Raw genomic sequence first — 13,797 nt, 5'->3', positions numbered from 1 at the left:
CTCATGACGGCGCGTCGCAGCCGTGCGGTGGATCACGGGCGGGGTGTACCGTCGATCATCCCGGCATAGATATTGGGAATTACGTGTCCGATAGGTCCCGTTTCCGGCCCGGTGCCCTTACGCCGTGTCGGGGCAGAGGCCGCCTGGTCAGGAGGGACGGACCCAGCGGGGTTCCGTATAGATGAATCTCAAGCGTTTGTACCGCGGGCCGTGGCTGTACATTCTGGCCATCGGCGTCATACTCTTCGCCGTCTTCAACTTCACCGGCCTGGGCGGCGGCTCCGGTCCGGAGAAGAAGGACACCTCGACGGTGCTGCAGCTCATCGAGAGCGGCGACATCGACAACGCCAAGCTCGTCGACAAAGAGCAGCGGGTCGAGATCACCACCGACGACGGCAAGGTCTACGAGGCCTACTGGGTCGGCGACCAGGGGCGGCAGATCGCCGACCGGTTCGCCGAGCTGGAACAGGAGGGCAGCCTCGACTCCTACGACGTCGAGGTGCCCCAGGAGAGCATCTGGACCGGGCTGCTCTTCAGCTTCCTGCCGCTGGTCATCATCATCGCCATCTTCCTGTTCATCATGAACCAGATGCAGGGCGGCGGCTCGCGGGTGATGAACTTCGGCAAGTCCAAGGCCAAGCTGATCAGCAAGGACACGCCCAAGAGCACCTTCGTCGACGTCGCCGGGGCGGACGAGGCGATCGAGGAGCTGCAGGAGATCAAGGAGTTCCTGCAGACCCCCGCCAAGTTCCAGTCGATGGGCGCCAAGATCCCCAAGGGCGTGCTGCTCTTCGGCCCGCCCGGCACCGGTAAGACCCTGCTGGCCCGCGCCGTGGCCGGCGAGGCCGGGGTGCCGTTCTACTCCATCTCCGGCTCCGACTTCGTCGAGATGTTCGTCGGCGTCGGCGCCTCCCGGGTGCGCGACCTGTTCGAGCAGGCCAAGGCGAACGCCCCGGCGATCATCTTCGTCGACGAGATCGACGCCGTGGGCCGCCACCGCGGCGCCGGCATGGGCGGCGGCCACGACGAGCGGGAGCAGACCCTCAACCAGATGCTGGTGGAGATGGACGGCTTCGACGTCAAGACCGGCGTCATCCTCATCGCCGCCACCAACCGCCCGGACATCCTCGACCCGGCGCTGCTGCGCCCGGGCCGCTTCGACCGGCAGATCGTCGTGGACCGGCCGGACATGGAGGGCCGCAAGGGCATCCTCAAGGTGCACGCCAAGGGCAAGCCCATGGCCGACGACGTCGACATGGACGTGGTCGCCCGCCGCACCCCCGGGATGACCGGTGCCGACCTGCAGAACGTGGTCAACGAGGGCGCCCTGCTCTCGGCCCGCGCCGGCAGGGACACCATCGACATGGCCACCCTGGAGGAGGCCATCGACCGCGTCATGGCCGGCCCCGAGCGCAAGACCCGGGTGATGAGCGACGCGGAGAAGAAGGTCATCGCCTACCACGAGGGCGGCCACGCCCTGGTGGGCCACGCGCTGCCCAACGCCGACCCGGTGCACAAGATCACCATCCTGCCGCGCGGCCGCGCGCTGGGCTACACCATGTCCCTGCCGACCGAGGACAAGTTCCTCACCTCGCGCTCGGAGATGATGGACCAGCTGGCCATGATGCTCGGCGGGCGCGCCGCCGAGGAGCTCGTGTTCCACGAGCCCACCACCGGCGCCGCCAACGACATCGACAAGGCCACCTCGCTGGCGCGCAACATGGTCACCGAGTACGGGATGAGCGAGCGGCTGGGCGCCCGCAAGTTCGGCTCCGGCAACACCGAGCCGTTCCTGGGCCGCGAGATGTCGCACGCCCGCGAGTACTCCGAGGAGATCGCCTCCCTCATCGACGAGGAGGTGCGCCGCCTCATCGAGTCCGCGCACGACGAGGCCTTCGAGGTGCTCGACGAGTACCGCGACGTCCTGGACGACCTGGTGCTGCACCTGCTCGACAAGGAGACCCTCTCCAAGGAGGAGGTCCTGCGGATCTTCGCCCCGGTGAACAAGCGCCCCTCGCGCGGGTCGTTCACCGGCTACGGCAAGCGCCAGCCGTCGGGCCGCCCGCCGGTCAAGACCTCCAAGGAGCTGGCCCTGCTCGGCCCCAAGGACGTCGAGGACCTGGTGTCCGGCAACGGCCAGGTCGGCTACACCGGCGGTGAAGCGCACGGCGACGGGCACGGCGCCGACCGCGGGGACGCGCACGACGGCTCGGGCGAGGCCCCGGCCGACGGCGGTGAGCAGAGAGGGGACCGGGAGTGACCCTGCCCCAGGAGGCCGCCGGGCCGGAAGCGGGACCCGAGGCGGGCATCGACCAGGCGAGGATCGAGAAGGCCGTCCGGGAGATCCTGCTCGCCATCGGCGAGGACCCCGACCGGGACGGGCTGCAGGAGACCCCGTCCCGGGTCGCCCGCGCCTACGCCGAGCAGTTCTCCGGGCTGCACCAGCGGCCCGGGGACGTGCTCACCACCGTGTTCGAGGCCCAGCACGAGGAGATGGTGCTGGTCAAGGACATCGAGCTGTACTCGACGTGCGAGCACCACCTGGTCCCCTTCTACGGCAGCGCCCACGTGGGCTACATCCCCAACTCCAAGGGGCAGATCACCGGGCTGTCCAAGCTGGCCCGGCTGGTCGACGTGTACGCGCGCCGGCCCCAGGTGCAGGAGCGGCTCACCACCCAGGTGGCCGACGCGGTGATGGAGTACCTGGACCCGCGCGGGGTGATCGTCGTGATCGAGGCCGAGCACCTGTGCATGACCATGCGCGGCGTGCGCAAGCCCGGGGCGAAGACCGTCACCTCCGCGGTGCGCGGCGACTTCCGGAACCGCGATCGCACACGGGCCGAGGCGATGAGTCTGATCCTGGGCCACCGCTGAGCCAGCTTCTCGTAGGGTGAGGGCATGGCGTCGACGCGATGTGAGCTCCCGGGGCTGCCCCGGCGGGAGCGCTGCCTGGTGATGGGGGTCGTCAACGTGACCCCCGACTCCTTCTCCGACGGCGGGCGGTGGTTCGACCACGGCCGCGCCGTCGAGCACGGCCTGCGGCTGGCCGAGGAGGGGGCCGACATCGTCGACGTCGGCGGCGAGTCCACCCGCCCGGGGGCCCCGCGGGTCTCGCTGGAGGAGGAGCTGCGGCGGGTCGTGCCCGTCGTGCGGGAACTCGCCCGGCAGGGGGTGGCGGTCAGCGTCGACACCATGCGCGCGCAGGTCGCCGACCACACCGTGCAGGCGGGCGCCCGGCTGGTCAACGACGTCAGCGGGGGCCTGGCCGACCCGTCCATGGCCCGGCTGGTCGCCAAGACGGGCGTGGCCTACGTCCTGATGCACTGGCGCGGCCACAGCCACGACATGCAGCGGCGCGCGGTCTACACCGACGTCGTCACCGAGGTCCACCAGGAACTGCGGACCCGCATGGAGGCGATGGCCGACGAGGGCGTGGACCCCGCGCAGCTCGTGCTCGACCCGGGGCTGGGCTTCGCCAAGAAGCCCGAACAGGCCCACAACTGGCAGCTCCTCGCGCACCTCGACCGCTTCGACGATCTGGGACGCCCATTGCTGATCGCCGGCTCACGCAAACGCTTCCTCGGCAGGCTCCTGTCCGACGCCGACGGCAACGACCGCCCGTTCTCCGAGTCCGACGACGCCACCCTGGCCCTGACCGTGCTCTCGGCCGCAGCCGGAGCCTGGTGCGTGCGCGTGCACGACGTGCGGCCCAGCGCCGACGCCGTGCGGGTGCAGGCCGCCTGGCGCACCGGCGGCGCCCTCCTGGACGACCAGGGCCGCGGCGAGCCGGTCGGCCGCGGCGGGAGCGGCCGGTGAGGTCCCGCCAGGAGGTCATGGAGCGCGTGGCCGAGGCCAACGCGCAGTTCTACGGCGCCATCGAGAACGGCGACATCGACGCCATGCACCGGGTCTGGGCCGAGGAGGACGAGGCCCCCGACCTGGTGTGCGTCAACCCGGGGTGGCCGCTGCTGCGCGGCCGCGCGGAGATCCTCCGCGCCTGGGCGCTGATCATGGCCAACGTTCCCTACATCCAGTACGTGCTCACCGACACCCACATCGGGGTCAGCGGCGACGTGGCCATGGTGACGTGCGAGGAGAACGTGCTCACCGCCGAGGACGGCAGCCCCGGGTTCGTCGCGGGCGGCCAGGTGGTGACCACCAACATGTTCGTGCACACCGCCCAGGGGTGGCGGCTGTGGTCGCACCACGCCTCGCCGGTGATGCCGGACGAGGAGGAGGAAGGCGAGCAGGGAGGCGCACCCGCCGAATGAGCCCGGACCTGAGCATGGACATCAAGGGCGACCGGATCGCCCTGCGGGGGCTGCGGGCCTACGGCTACCACGGGGTGTTCCCCGAGGAGCGCAGGCAGGGCCAGTACTTCGTGGTGGACGCGGTGCTCGACGTGGACGTGAGCACCGCGGCGGCCACCGACGACGTCGCCGACACCGTGCACTACGGGGAGCTCGCCTCGCGCCTGGTGGAGGTGGTCGCCGGTGAGCCGGTGAACCTGCTGGAGGCGCTGGCCGAGCGGCTGGCCCGGGTGTGCCTGGAGGAGGGGCCGGTGCGGCGTGCGCAGATCACCGTGCACAAGCCGTCGGCCCCCATCCCGCACGAGTTCGAGGACGTCTCGGTGACCGTGGTCAGGGGGCGGCCGTGACCGCGGAGCGCCCGGCGGTGCTGGCCCTGGGCTCCAACATGGGCGACCGCATGGCGACCCTCCAGGGGGCCGTGGACGCGCTGCTGGGGCCGCAGGCCGCGCCGGGGCTGTCGCCGGTCGCCGTCTCGCCGGTGTACGAGACGGCGCCGGTCGGAGGCCCGGAACAGGGGGCCTACCTGAACGCGGTTCTCGTCGCCGCGTGCACGCTGGCCCCGCGCGAGCTGCTGGCCCGCACCCAGGAGGTGGAGAAGCGCTTCCACCGGGTGCGGGAGGTGCGGTGGGGGCCGCGCACCCTGGACGTGGACATCATCGCGCTGGGGGAGGAGGTCTCCGGCGATCCGGAGCTGACCCTGCCGCATCCGCGGGCCCACGAGCGCGCCTTCGTACTGCGCCCGTGGCTCGACGCCGATCCCGGAGCGGTGCTGCCGGGGCACGGCCCGGTGGCGGACCTGCTGGCGGCCGTGGCCGGCCAGGAGGCGGACCGCCGGGGGGACCTGCACCTGGCCCTGCCGGGACGGGAGGGCTGAGGGGTGTCCCGCGACGACCAGGACTGGGACGGCGACGAGCCGTCGCGGCCCGGCCGCCCCGGCCGGGGGGCCGGCGGCCCGGACGAGGAGGGGCGCCTGCACCCGATCGGGTGGCGGGTGCCGCTCGCCGTGGCCGTGGCCTCGGCCCTGGTCGGCTATGCGCTGGTGAACGCCTTCTACAGCACGCTTCCGCCTCTGCCGTGGACGGCGGTGCCGACCCTGCTGCTGCTGGCGGTGGGCGAGGCGATCACGGGCCACCACACGCGCCGTCGGATCCGCCGCGAGCCGGGGACCGAACCCATCGAGGCCCTGAGCGCCGCACGGCTGGTGGCCCTGGCCAAGGCGAGCGCGCTGTTCGCATCGGTGGCCGTCGGGGCGTTCGGCGGCGCGGCGGTGTACCTGGCGGGCCGCCTGAACGCCCCGCTGCCTACGGAGGACTTCTACACGTCCCTGGCCACGATGGGCGCGGGCGTCGTCCTCTTCGCGGCGGCGGTCTTCCTGGAGTGGTCCTGCAGGGTCCCCGACGACGACACGGAGGGCGAACCGGGAGCGGCGTAAGGCGGCAGGGCCTGTTTCCGGTCCGCCGTCCCTGGCCGTCGGCCCCTTCCACGCCCCCGTTCACGGCGCGACGTGTCCAAGGCCGCCGTGCCTGTGGGCTCCGGAGCGGCCCTCCGGTGCTCAGTCCTCCCGCGCCCGGGGACGAGCGCATGGTCCGCCCTGAGCGTGGCTCCCGCCGTCGGCCCCGTCTGACGGGGTGATCTGTCCACAGGGTGTGGACATCTCCGGGCGTTCCGCAGACCGTGCCCGGACGGACGCATATGGGGACGGAACGCGTGCGCATGGGAACGCGGGGCGTGCGGCGACACGATGAACGCATGACTCAACGAACGGTTCTCGTCATCGGTGGCACCGGCACCGTCGGCAAGCGCGTCGCCTCCCGGCTCCGGGACCGGGGGGTTCCCGTGCGGACGGCGTCGCGCAGGGGCGACGTGCACTTCGACTGGGAGGACCCTGCGACCTGGGGCCCCGCGCTCGACGGAGTCGGCTCCGTGTACATCACCCCGCTCGACGCGCCTCCCCCGCGAACGCCGGCGCTGGTGGAACGGGCCGTGGCCGCCGGGGTGCGCCGCCTGGTGCTGCTGTCGGCGCGCGGCGTGGACGTGCCCGGACACTACGGCCCCGACACGGTCATCTCCAGGGTCCACCTGGAGGGGGAGCGGGCGGTCCGGGAGTCGGGGGTCGCCTGGACCGTGCTGCGGCCCTCCTGGTTCGCGCAGAACTTCAGCGAGGGGGCGTTCCGCGACGGGGTGCTGTCGGGGGAGCTGTCGCTTCCGGTCGGGGAGGGCCGTTCGGCCTTCATCGACGTGGACGACATCGCCGACGTCGCGGTCGCCGCCCTGACCGGGGAGGGGCACGACGGCCGGGTCTACGAGCTGTCCGGCCCGCGCGCGCTGACCGTCGCCGAGGCGCTGGGGGAGATCTCCCGTGCGGCCGGCCGGCCGGTGCGCCACCGGGACGGAGGCGAGGAGGAGTTCATCGGCCGCATGGCGCAGTGGGGCCTCTCCGCCGAGGAAGCGCGCATGTGGGTGAACGCCCTGACCCCGATCCGCACCGGCCGGGACGCCGTGATCGCCGACGGGGTGGAGCGCGCGCTGGGGCGCAGGCCCCGGGACTTCGCGGACTTCGCCGACACGGCGGCCGCGGCGGGCGCTTGGAAGGACTGACCTTCGGCCGCCCGACGGCTGTTCGCCTGCCGACACAGCGCGCCCGGTCTGCGGAAGACCGGGCGCGTGCTCGCCCGGGGTGGAGGCGAGGCCGGAGCCGCGTCATCCGGCAGGGGTGACCGTCTCCTCCGGCTCCTCTACGGGGGAACGGCGGTATGCGGTGGGGCTCACCCCTTGGACGCGCTTGAAGGCGGCACTGAAGCCGAACGCGTCCGCGTACCCCACCCGGCGCGCCACCGCCGCCACCGTCATCTCCGGGCGGCGCAGCAGGTCCGCCGCCAGGGTCATCCTCCAGCCCGTCAGGTACGCCACCGGCCCCTCGCCGACCACGTCGGTGAAGCGCTTGGCGAACGTCGACCGCGACGTGCCCCCGCGCGCCGCCAGCGACGCCGTCGTCCACGCATGCGCCGGGTCCCCGTGCATCGCCCTCAGGGCCGGCCCCACGACCTCGTCGCCCAGCGCGCGGTACCACCGGGGCGGCGCCGCCTCCGGAAGGTCGAACCAGTCCCGCAGCGTGCACACCAGCAGCCAGTCCAGCAGCCGGTCCAGCACGATCTGTCGCCCCGGCCTGCCGCACACCAGCTGCGTCTCCAGGTAGCCCCGCAGGGCTGCGCACTCCTCGTTCTCGTCCGGCACGACCAGAACCGCCGGAAGCGCCTGCAACAACCGGCGCGGAACCTGCTCCCGAACGTCATAGGCCGCGGCGAGGACCACCGTCTGCGCGTCGAGGCCGTCCTCCGCGCCGGGGCCCGCTTCGCCGTCCCCGAGGCAGTACACGTCCCGCCGCACGGCGGATCGGTCGGCGTTCGGATCGTCGGTGAGCGTGAACGGCTCCGGCCCTTGGACGACCGCCGCCTCACCCTCTGAGACCCTGCGCGCCTCCCCCTCATGCGGCACGATCCACGCGGACCCGCGCATCGGGATGCACAGGGTCAGGAAGGCACCGTCGGTACGGCGCCTTCCCGACCTGAAGCGAAGCGACCACGGCGGCCTCAGCGCCGAGCGCCCGAACACCGCGCCCTGCCCGTGCACGCCCCGCAGGAGATCGTCGAACACGTCCATGGCGCAACCCTACGGCGGGGCTGGTTCGTGGTCCCCGGGGCCTCGGACACGAGGACCAGGCCCACAGGCAGCCGTCGTCTGCCCGTGGCCGAACTGGAAGAGTCCGGGCTGAACGGCCACCGGACGCCGGAGTTCGCGGAGCGTGCCCCGGCCCCTGCCGGTGTCCAGGCGCGAGGGCGCATGGCCTAACGCTGGCGTCGCGCCCGCAGGACGGTGTCCCGGGTGTGGTGGGCGCCCTCGGGGACGGAGGGGCGCGGCCGGACCTCGTCGGTCAGGACGGTCCACTCACCGTCGGGCATCGCCTTCAGCACCTCGGCGACGTCGGCGGGCCAGTAGTAGTCGGTCGGGTCGACCTCGCGCCACTGCTGCGGCCCCAGGTCCTCGATGTGGTGCCCGACGTACAGCAGCGTGCCGCCGGGTGCCACCGCGGCCAGCAGGGCCTTGAGCGCGGCGTGCCCCTCCTCCTTGGGGAGCGGGAAGTACTGGGCCGACACCAGGTCGAACGGGCCGGGAGGCGGCGGCTCGGCGGTCAGGTCCGCTCTGGTCCAGGCGATCCGGTCGCCGAGGCCCTCAGCTGCGCCGTCCGCACCTGCCGCCTCGGCGGCGCGGTCCAGGGCCACCTGGGAGATGTCGACGGCGGTGACGTGCCACCCGCGTTCGGCCAGCCACACCGCGTCGGCGCCCTCGCCGCATCCGAGGTCGAGCGCCCGCCCCGGGGCGAGGCCCTCCACCTCCGCGATGAGCACCCCGTTGGGGTTGCCGCTGAAGAGCCTGTCCTCGCTGCTGTACCTGTCGTCCCAGGCCTGTGCGTCCATGGCCCGCCTTCCCCGTGTGCTTCGTCCACCGACGGCCGTCGGCCACCGTGTTCCGAATGTGCCGTCGAAGGCGGTAGAACGGCAAAGTTCGTTGCCGGACCGGCAAATCCCAAGGCAGCGCCTGGAGGATCGCCCGCAGGACCACCCGCAAGGCCGGCAGGGCGGGCCACGTCCCCCGCGTGCCTTGCCCCGCCTCAGATCGCGATGAGTCTCCGCGCCTCCCCGTCCTCCAGGGACGCGCGGGGGCCCGCGTGCACCACGCGCCCGGCGTCGATCACCGCCACCTCGTCGGCCAGGCGCAGAGCCACGTCCATGTACTGCTCCACCAGCAGCACCGCCACCCCGCGATCGGCGACCTTGCGGATCACCCCCTCGATCTCGGCCACGATCGACGGCTGGATGCCCTCGGTCGGCTCGTCGAGCACCAGCACCTTCGGGTCGGTCACCAGCGCGCGGGTGATGGCCAGCTGCTGGGCCTGGCCCCCGGACAGGAGGCCCGCACGCCGGTCGAGCAGGGGCCGCAGGCGGGGGAAGAGCTCCAGCGCCTCCTCCACTGCCTCGGGTCCCGCCCGTCCTGCGGCCTCGCGCGCTACGGCGATGTTCTCGGCGACGCTCAAAGGGGCGAACGTCCCGTGCCCCTGAGGGGCGTATCCGATGCCCGCCCGGACCCTGCGGTGCGGGCGGGACCGCGTGACGTCCCCGCCGTCCAGGGCGATGCGCCCCGACATGGCCGGAAGCAGGCCCGCGACCGTGTTCAGCAGCGTCGTCTTGCCGACCCCGTTGCGCCCCATCACACAGGTGACCGCCCCGCGCTCGGCGTGCACCGAGACGTCGAACAGCACCTGGGAGCGTCCGTAGCCGGCGCAGACCTCCTCGACCTCAAGCATCGGCGGTCTCCTTGACGTCCGCGGCTCCCCGTACCCCGGTGTGCTGCTCCCCGTCCCGCTCTGCGGCGGACCGGCCCAGGTACACCTCGGCCACCCGCTCGTCGGCCCGTACCTCCTCCAGGGTCCCCTCGGTCAGCACCCGGCCCTCGTGCAGCACGGTCACCGTGCGGGCGTGCCGCCGCAGGAACTCCATGTCGTGCTCGACCACCAGCACCGTGGTGTCCTGAGCGATCTCCCCGAGCAGCTCCCCGGTGCGCTCGCGCTCGGCGGCGCTCATCCCGGCCACCGGCTCGTCGAGGAGCAGCAGCCGGGGCCGCTGCGCCAGCAGCATGGCGATCTCCAGCCACTGGCGCCGCCCGTGCGACAGCTCCCCGGCCCTGCGGTCGGCCAGGTCGGCCATGCCGACCCGTTCCAGGGCCTCGGGCACCGCCGACCGGTCGCGCCGCCGGAGCAGCCGGTGCGGGGCCAGCCGGAACGAGGCGGCCAGGTCGACGTTGTCGGCCACGGTGAGCGCGTCGAACACGGCGGCGGTCTGGAAGGTGCGGCCGATGCCCGCCCGCACCGCCTTGTGCTCGGCCAGGACCGTCACGTCCGCCCCGCCGAAGCGCACGGTGCCCGCCGTGGGACGGGTCCGGCCGGTGACGACGTCGATCAGGGTGGTCTTGCCGGCCCCGTTGGGGCCGATGAGGAATCGCAGCTCCTTCTCCTCCACGGCCAGGTCGACCCCGTCGAGGGCGGTGAAGGAGCCGAAGGAGACGGTGAGTCCGGACACGGTGAGTAGCGCGGTCATCGGTTTCTCCTCACGAGGGGCACGAGGGATTCGGCGAGCCCGGCCAGGCCGCGCGGCGCCAGGGCGATCACCGCGACGAACAGCGCGCCCTGGAGGTAGAGCCAGCCTCCGGCGAAGCTCTCCGAGAACGCGGTCTCCGCGGCGCCGAGGGCGATGGCGCCGATCGCGGCGCCGGTCAGGGAGTGGCGGCCGCCCAGGGCCGCCATGAGCACCAGCTGGATGGAGGGGATCACCCCGACGAGCGCGGGGGTGATGATGCCCGTCGCGGGCACGAACAGCGCACCCGCGATCCCGGCGGCGACCGCCGACAGGGCGTAGGCGGAGGTCTTGACCCAGATGGGGTCGTAGCCGAGGAAGCGGACGCGCTCCTCCGAGTCGCGGACCGCGATCAGCAGCGCCCCGTACCGGGAGTCCATCACCCGCGCGTAGGCCGCCCACACCGCCAGCAGGAAGCCGGCCACCACGAAGTAGAGGCCGGTCCGGGCGGCCCCGGTGGTCAGGTCGGCCCCGGCGAGGGTCGGCAGGTCGGTCAGGCCCGAAGAGCCGCCGGTGAGGTGCTGCTGGCCGATGAGCAGGATCGCGAAGGCGGCCGCCAGCGCCTGGTTGAGGATGGCGAAGTAGGCGCCCCGGACGCGGCGCCGGAACACCGCCCACCCGAGCAGCGCGGCGATGGCGCCGGGCAGGAGGGCCACGACGACCAGGGTGGCTGCGAGGCTCTGGAACGGCACCCACAGGGCGGGGAGGGAATCGATCCCGTTCCACACCATGAACTCGGGGAGGGAGCCCTCCGGTGTGTCGGCCAGGGTCATGTGCGCGGCCATCGCATAGGCGCCCAGGCCGAAGAAGACCCCGTGTCCCAGGGTGAGCATCCCTCCCCGCCCCCAGGCCACGGCGATGCCGACGGCGACGATGGCGTAGCAGAGGTAGCGGGTCAGCAGGCCGAGCCGGAACTCGCTCAGCAGCAGCGGCATCACGGCCAGGGCCACGGCGGCGGCGATGCCGATCGCCAGTGTGGGCGGGACGCCCCCGAGGCTCCGAGCGCGCGCGGCGGGCGCGGAAGGGTCGGCGGGGCCGGTCGGCTCGTGCGGGGGCGCCTGTGCCCCGGTCGGTCCGGTCGGGTGCGCGGCGGTCATGCCAGTGCCCTCGTTCTGACGGAGAACAGGCCCTGCGGCCGGGCCTGAAGGAACGCGATGATCGCGGCGAAGACGACCACCTTGGCCAGACTGGCGTCGGTCCACAGCTCGCTGTAGGCGTTGAGCGCGCCGAGCCCGAACGCCGCGACGACCGCTCCGCGCAGGCTGCCCAGCCCGCCGACCACGACCACCAGGAACGCGTCGACGATGTAGGAGGTGCCGATCGACGGGCCGATCGGGCCGATGAGCGCCAGCGCGACCCCGGCCACCCCGGCCAGGCCGGACCCGACCGCGAAGGTCGCCGCGTCCACCCGGCCCACCGGGATGCCCGAGACCGCGGCCAGGTCGCGGTCGTGCAGCACGGCGCGCATGTACCGTCCCGAGCGCGAGCGCCCGATGTACAGGGCGATCGCGACGACCGCCAGCGCCGCCAGGGCGATGATGAACAGCCGCGAGTGGTGCAGCCACACGCCGAGCACCCGGGTGCCGCCGGCCAGCCAGGCCGGTGCGGTCACGTCCACGTTGGGCGCGCCGAACACGTCCCGGGCCAGCTGCTGGAGCACCAGGCTCACCCCGAAGGTGAGCAGCAGGGTGTCCAGGGGCCGCCCGTAGAAGTGCCGGATGAGCCCGCGCTCCAGGGCCAGGCCCATCAGCGCGGTGAGGGCGAAGGCGGCCGGCAGAGCCAGGAGCACGGCGCCGCCGCCGAGCCCGGCCCAGGCCTGCAGGGCGAACGCGGTGTAGGCGCCCACCATCAGGAACTCTCCGTGCGCCATGTTGATCACGCCCATCTGCCCGAACGTGAAGTTCAGGCCGAGGGCGGCCAGCAGCAGGACCGCGCCGACGGCCGCGGCGATCGGTAGCTGCGCGAGTAGGGCGTCCATGCGTCCCTTCTTCCAGGGGGCCAGGGAAAGGCGGGGGCCGTCAGGGGCGGATCGGCGCCGCCCAGTCGTATCCGGCCAGGTAGGGGTCGGGGGTGATGGGGCCGCCCGAGTTCCACACCTCGGTGATGGCGCCGTCGCGGCCGATCCGGCCCACGCGCGCGGTCTTGGACAGGTGCTGGGACTCGGCGTCGAAGGTGATCGGCCCCTCAGGGGCGTCGAGGGTCAGGCCGGCCGCTGCGGCGCGCACCTCGTCGGTGCCGAACCCCCCGGCCGCCTCCGCGGCGGCCGCCCACATGTGCACGCCGTTGTACGCGGACTGCATCGGGTCCGAGGTGACGCGTCGCGCCCCGTACTCGTCCCTGAAGGCCCGCACGAAGTCCTGGTTCCGGGAGGTGTCGGTGGTCTGGAAGTAGTTCCATGCCACGAGGTGGCCGTCCAGGACCTGCGGACCGATGCCGCCGACCTCCTCCTCGGCGACGCTGACGCTGAGCACCGGCATGTCGTCGGCGGTGATGCCGCTGGAGCGCAGCTGTTTGAAGAAGGCGACGTTGGAGTCGCCGTTGAGGGTGTTGAACACCGCGTCGGGGCGCGCGCGGGAGATCTTGGCCGTGATGGTGGTGTACTCGGTGTGCCCGAGCGGTGTGTAGTCGGTCCCGGTGATCTCGATGCCGTGCGCCTGGGCGTAGGCGGTGATGACGCGGTTGGCGGTGCGCGGGAAGACGTAGTCGCTGCCCACCAGGTGGATCCGCGTGTGCCCTTGGTCGCGCAGGTAGTCGAGGGCGGGGACGATCTGCTGGTTGGTGGTGGCGCCGGTGTAGACGATGTTGGGGGAGGACTCCATGCCCTCGTACTGCACCGGGTAGAACAGCAGCCCGTCCTCGGCCTCGAACACCGGGAGCATCGCCTTGCGGGACGCCGAGGTCCACCCGCCGAACACCGCGGCGACGCGGTCGCGCATCAGCAGCTTGCGGGCCTTGTCGGCGAAGGTGACCTCGTCGGAGGCGCCGTCCTCCACGACCGGGGTGATCCGCCGCCCGAGGACCCCGCCGGCGGCGTTGATCCGCTCCACGGCCAGCAGGACCGCGTCGCGCACGGTGACCTCGCTGATGGCCATGGTTCCGGAGAGCGAGTGGAGCATGCCCACCCGCACCGTGCGGTCCGTGGCCGTGGGCCCCGCGGGGGCGCATCCGCCCGCCAGCGCCGTCCCGGCCCCGGCCAGGGCGGCCGCCAGGAACGTTCGTCTTCGCACCGTTCTCCTTCCCTCTTCCGGTCCGTCGCCCCCTGCTCCGGGGAGTGTGGACGCGGGCTGTTTCCCGGGAAG

The 13,797-nt window shown here is 72.8% G+C and carries 15 protein-coding genes; 8 read left to right on the top strand and 7 right to left on the bottom strand.

Features of this window, described 5'->3' with window-relative positions; translation table 11 throughout:
* Window positions 1–181 precede the first annotated feature (181 nt).
* The 8 genes from ftsH (at window position 182) to C892_RS0104310 (ending at window position 6,908) form a co-directional block, all read left to right on the top strand.
* Window positions 182–2,260, top strand: coding sequence for an ATP-dependent zinc metalloprotease FtsH (ftsH, locus tag C892_RS0104345; protein ID WP_026124132.1), 2,079 nt, complete (start codon window positions 182–184; stop codon window positions 2,258–2,260).
* Window positions 2,257–2,874: a GTP cyclohydrolase I FolE gene (gene folE, locus C892_RS0104340; RefSeq protein ID WP_017538620.1), complete on the top strand. Its 618-nt coding sequence runs from the start codon at window positions 2,257–2,259 to the stop codon at window positions 2,872–2,874. The genes ftsH and folE overlap by 4 nt, the downstream gene beginning before the upstream one ends.
* 24 nt (window positions 2,875–2,898) lie before the next feature.
* The gene (gene folP, locus C892_RS0104335) at window positions 2,899–3,816 is read left to right on the top strand and encodes a dihydropteroate synthase (protein WP_026124131.1); all 918 of its coding nucleotides are present in this window, start codon (window positions 2,899–2,901) and stop codon (window positions 3,814–3,816) included.
* Window positions 3,813–4,271, top strand: coding sequence for a nuclear transport factor 2 family protein (locus C892_RS0104330; RefSeq protein WP_017556224.1), 459 nt, complete (start codon window positions 3,813–3,815; stop codon window positions 4,269–4,271). Before folP ends, C892_RS0104330 begins: the two co-directional genes overlap by 4 nt.
* Entirely contained in the window at window positions 4,268–4,657 is a 390-nt protein-coding gene (gene folB / locus C892_RS0104325; protein ID WP_017556223.1) for a dihydroneopterin aldolase, read from the top strand. The genes C892_RS0104330 and folB overlap by 4 nt, the downstream gene beginning before the upstream one ends.
* The gene (folK, locus tag C892_RS0104320) at window positions 4,654–5,184 is read left to right on the top strand and encodes a 2-amino-4-hydroxy-6-hydroxymethyldihydropteridine diphosphokinase (RefSeq protein WP_017556222.1); all 531 of its coding nucleotides are present in this window, start codon (window positions 4,654–4,656) and stop codon (window positions 5,182–5,184) included. The genes folB and folK overlap by 4 nt, the downstream gene beginning before the upstream one ends.
* Before the next feature lie 3 nt (window positions 5,185–5,187).
* Entirely contained in the window at window positions 5,188–5,742 is a 555-nt protein-coding gene (locus C892_RS0104315) for a DUF3180 domain-containing protein (protein WP_017556221.1), read from the top strand.
* Between the two features lie 317 nt (window positions 5,743–6,059).
* On the top strand, window positions 6,060–6,908 hold the full coding sequence (locus C892_RS0104310; RefSeq protein WP_017556220.1) for an SDR family oxidoreductase: 849 nt from the start codon (window positions 6,060–6,062) through the stop codon (window positions 6,906–6,908).
* 102 nt (window positions 6,909–7,010) lie between these two features.
* On the opposite strand, the gene C892_RS0104305 is transcribed toward C892_RS0104310, so the two are convergent.
* From C892_RS0104305 to urtA, 7 genes are all read right to left on the bottom strand, one after another.
* Window positions 7,011–7,970, bottom strand: coding sequence for an AraC family transcriptional regulator (locus tag C892_RS0104305; RefSeq protein WP_017556219.1), 960 nt, complete (start codon window positions 7,968–7,970; stop codon window positions 7,011–7,013).
* A gap of 185 nt (window positions 7,971–8,155) precedes the next feature.
* Window positions 8,156–8,785: a class I SAM-dependent methyltransferase gene (locus C892_RS0104300; protein WP_017556218.1), complete on the bottom strand. Its 630-nt coding sequence runs from the start codon at window positions 8,783–8,785 to the stop codon at window positions 8,156–8,158.
* A gap of 194 nt (window positions 8,786–8,979) precedes the next feature.
* Window positions 8,980–9,672, bottom strand: a complete 693-nt coding sequence (locus tag C892_RS0104295; RefSeq protein ID WP_017556217.1) for an ATP-binding cassette domain-containing protein — start codon at window positions 9,670–9,672, stop codon at window positions 8,980–8,982.
* Window positions 9,665–10,462 carry an urea ABC transporter ATP-binding protein UrtD gene (urtD, locus tag C892_RS28565; protein WP_017556216.1) on the bottom strand — a complete coding sequence of 266 codons (798 nt, stop codon included), beginning with the start codon at window positions 10,460–10,462 and terminating at the stop codon, window positions 9,665–9,667. Before urtD ends, C892_RS0104295 begins: the two co-directional genes overlap by 8 nt.
* Window positions 10,459–11,595, bottom strand: a complete 1,137-nt coding sequence (gene urtC / locus C892_RS0104285) for an urea ABC transporter permease subunit UrtC (protein WP_017556215.1) — start codon at window positions 11,593–11,595, stop codon at window positions 10,459–10,461. The genes urtD and urtC overlap by 4 nt, the downstream gene beginning before the upstream one ends.
* Window positions 11,592–12,476 (bottom strand): urea ABC transporter permease subunit UrtB, encoded by an 885-nt coding sequence (urtB, locus tag C892_RS0104280; protein WP_017556214.1) that lies wholly within the window; start codon window positions 12,474–12,476, stop codon window positions 11,592–11,594. Before urtB ends, urtC begins: the two co-directional genes overlap by 4 nt.
* A 40-nt stretch (window positions 12,477–12,516) precedes the next feature.
* Window positions 12,517–13,725: an urea ABC transporter substrate-binding protein gene (urtA, locus tag C892_RS0104275; protein ID WP_017556213.1), complete on the bottom strand. Its 1,209-nt coding sequence runs from the start codon at window positions 13,723–13,725 to the stop codon at window positions 12,517–12,519.
* Window positions 13,726–13,797: the final 72 nt, after the last annotated feature.

Origin of the sequence: Nocardiopsis baichengensis YIM 90130 (assembly GCF_000341205.1) — a bacterium.
GTDB classification, from domain to species: Bacteria; Actinomycetota; Actinomycetes; order Streptosporangiales; family Streptosporangiaceae; genus Nocardiopsis_A; species Nocardiopsis_A halophila.
Note: the sequence above shows the minus strand (reverse complement) of the source record. Positions and strands in the feature narration are given on the sequence as shown.

Coding starts and splice junctions, on each gene's coding strand:
- ftsH (WP_026124132.1), top strand. CDS start 182: ATGAATCTCAAGCGTTTGTACCGCGGGCCGTGGCTGTACATTCTGGCC.
- folP (WP_026124131.1), top strand. CDS start 2,899: ATGGCGTCGACGCGATGTGAGCTCCCGGGGCTGCCCCGGCGGGAGCGC.
- folB (WP_017556223.1), top strand. CDS start 4,268: ATGAGCCCGGACCTGAGCATGGACATCAAGGGCGACCGGATCGCCCTG.
- C892_RS0104310 (WP_017556220.1), top strand. CDS start 6,060: ATGACTCAACGAACGGTTCTCGTCATCGGTGGCACCGGCACCGTCGGC.
- C892_RS0104305 (WP_017556219.1), bottom strand. CDS start 7,970: ATGGACGTGTTCGACGATCTCCTGCGGGGCGTGCACGGGCAGGGCGCG.
- C892_RS0104300 (WP_017556218.1), bottom strand. CDS start 8,785: ATGGACGCACAGGCCTGGGACGACAGGTACAGCAGCGAGGACAGGCTC.
- C892_RS0104295 (WP_017556217.1), bottom strand. CDS start 9,672: ATGCTTGAGGTCGAGGAGGTCTGCGCCGGCTACGGACGCTCCCAGGTG.
- urtD (WP_017556216.1), bottom strand. CDS start 10,462: ATGACCGCGCTACTCACCGTGTCCGGACTCACCGTCTCCTTCGGCTCC.
- urtC (WP_017556215.1), bottom strand. CDS start 11,595: ATGACCGCCGCGCACCCGACCGGACCGACCGGGGCACAGGCGCCCCCG.
- urtB (WP_017556214.1), bottom strand. CDS start 12,476: ATGGACGCCCTACTCGCGCAGCTACCGATCGCCGCGGCCGTCGGCGCG.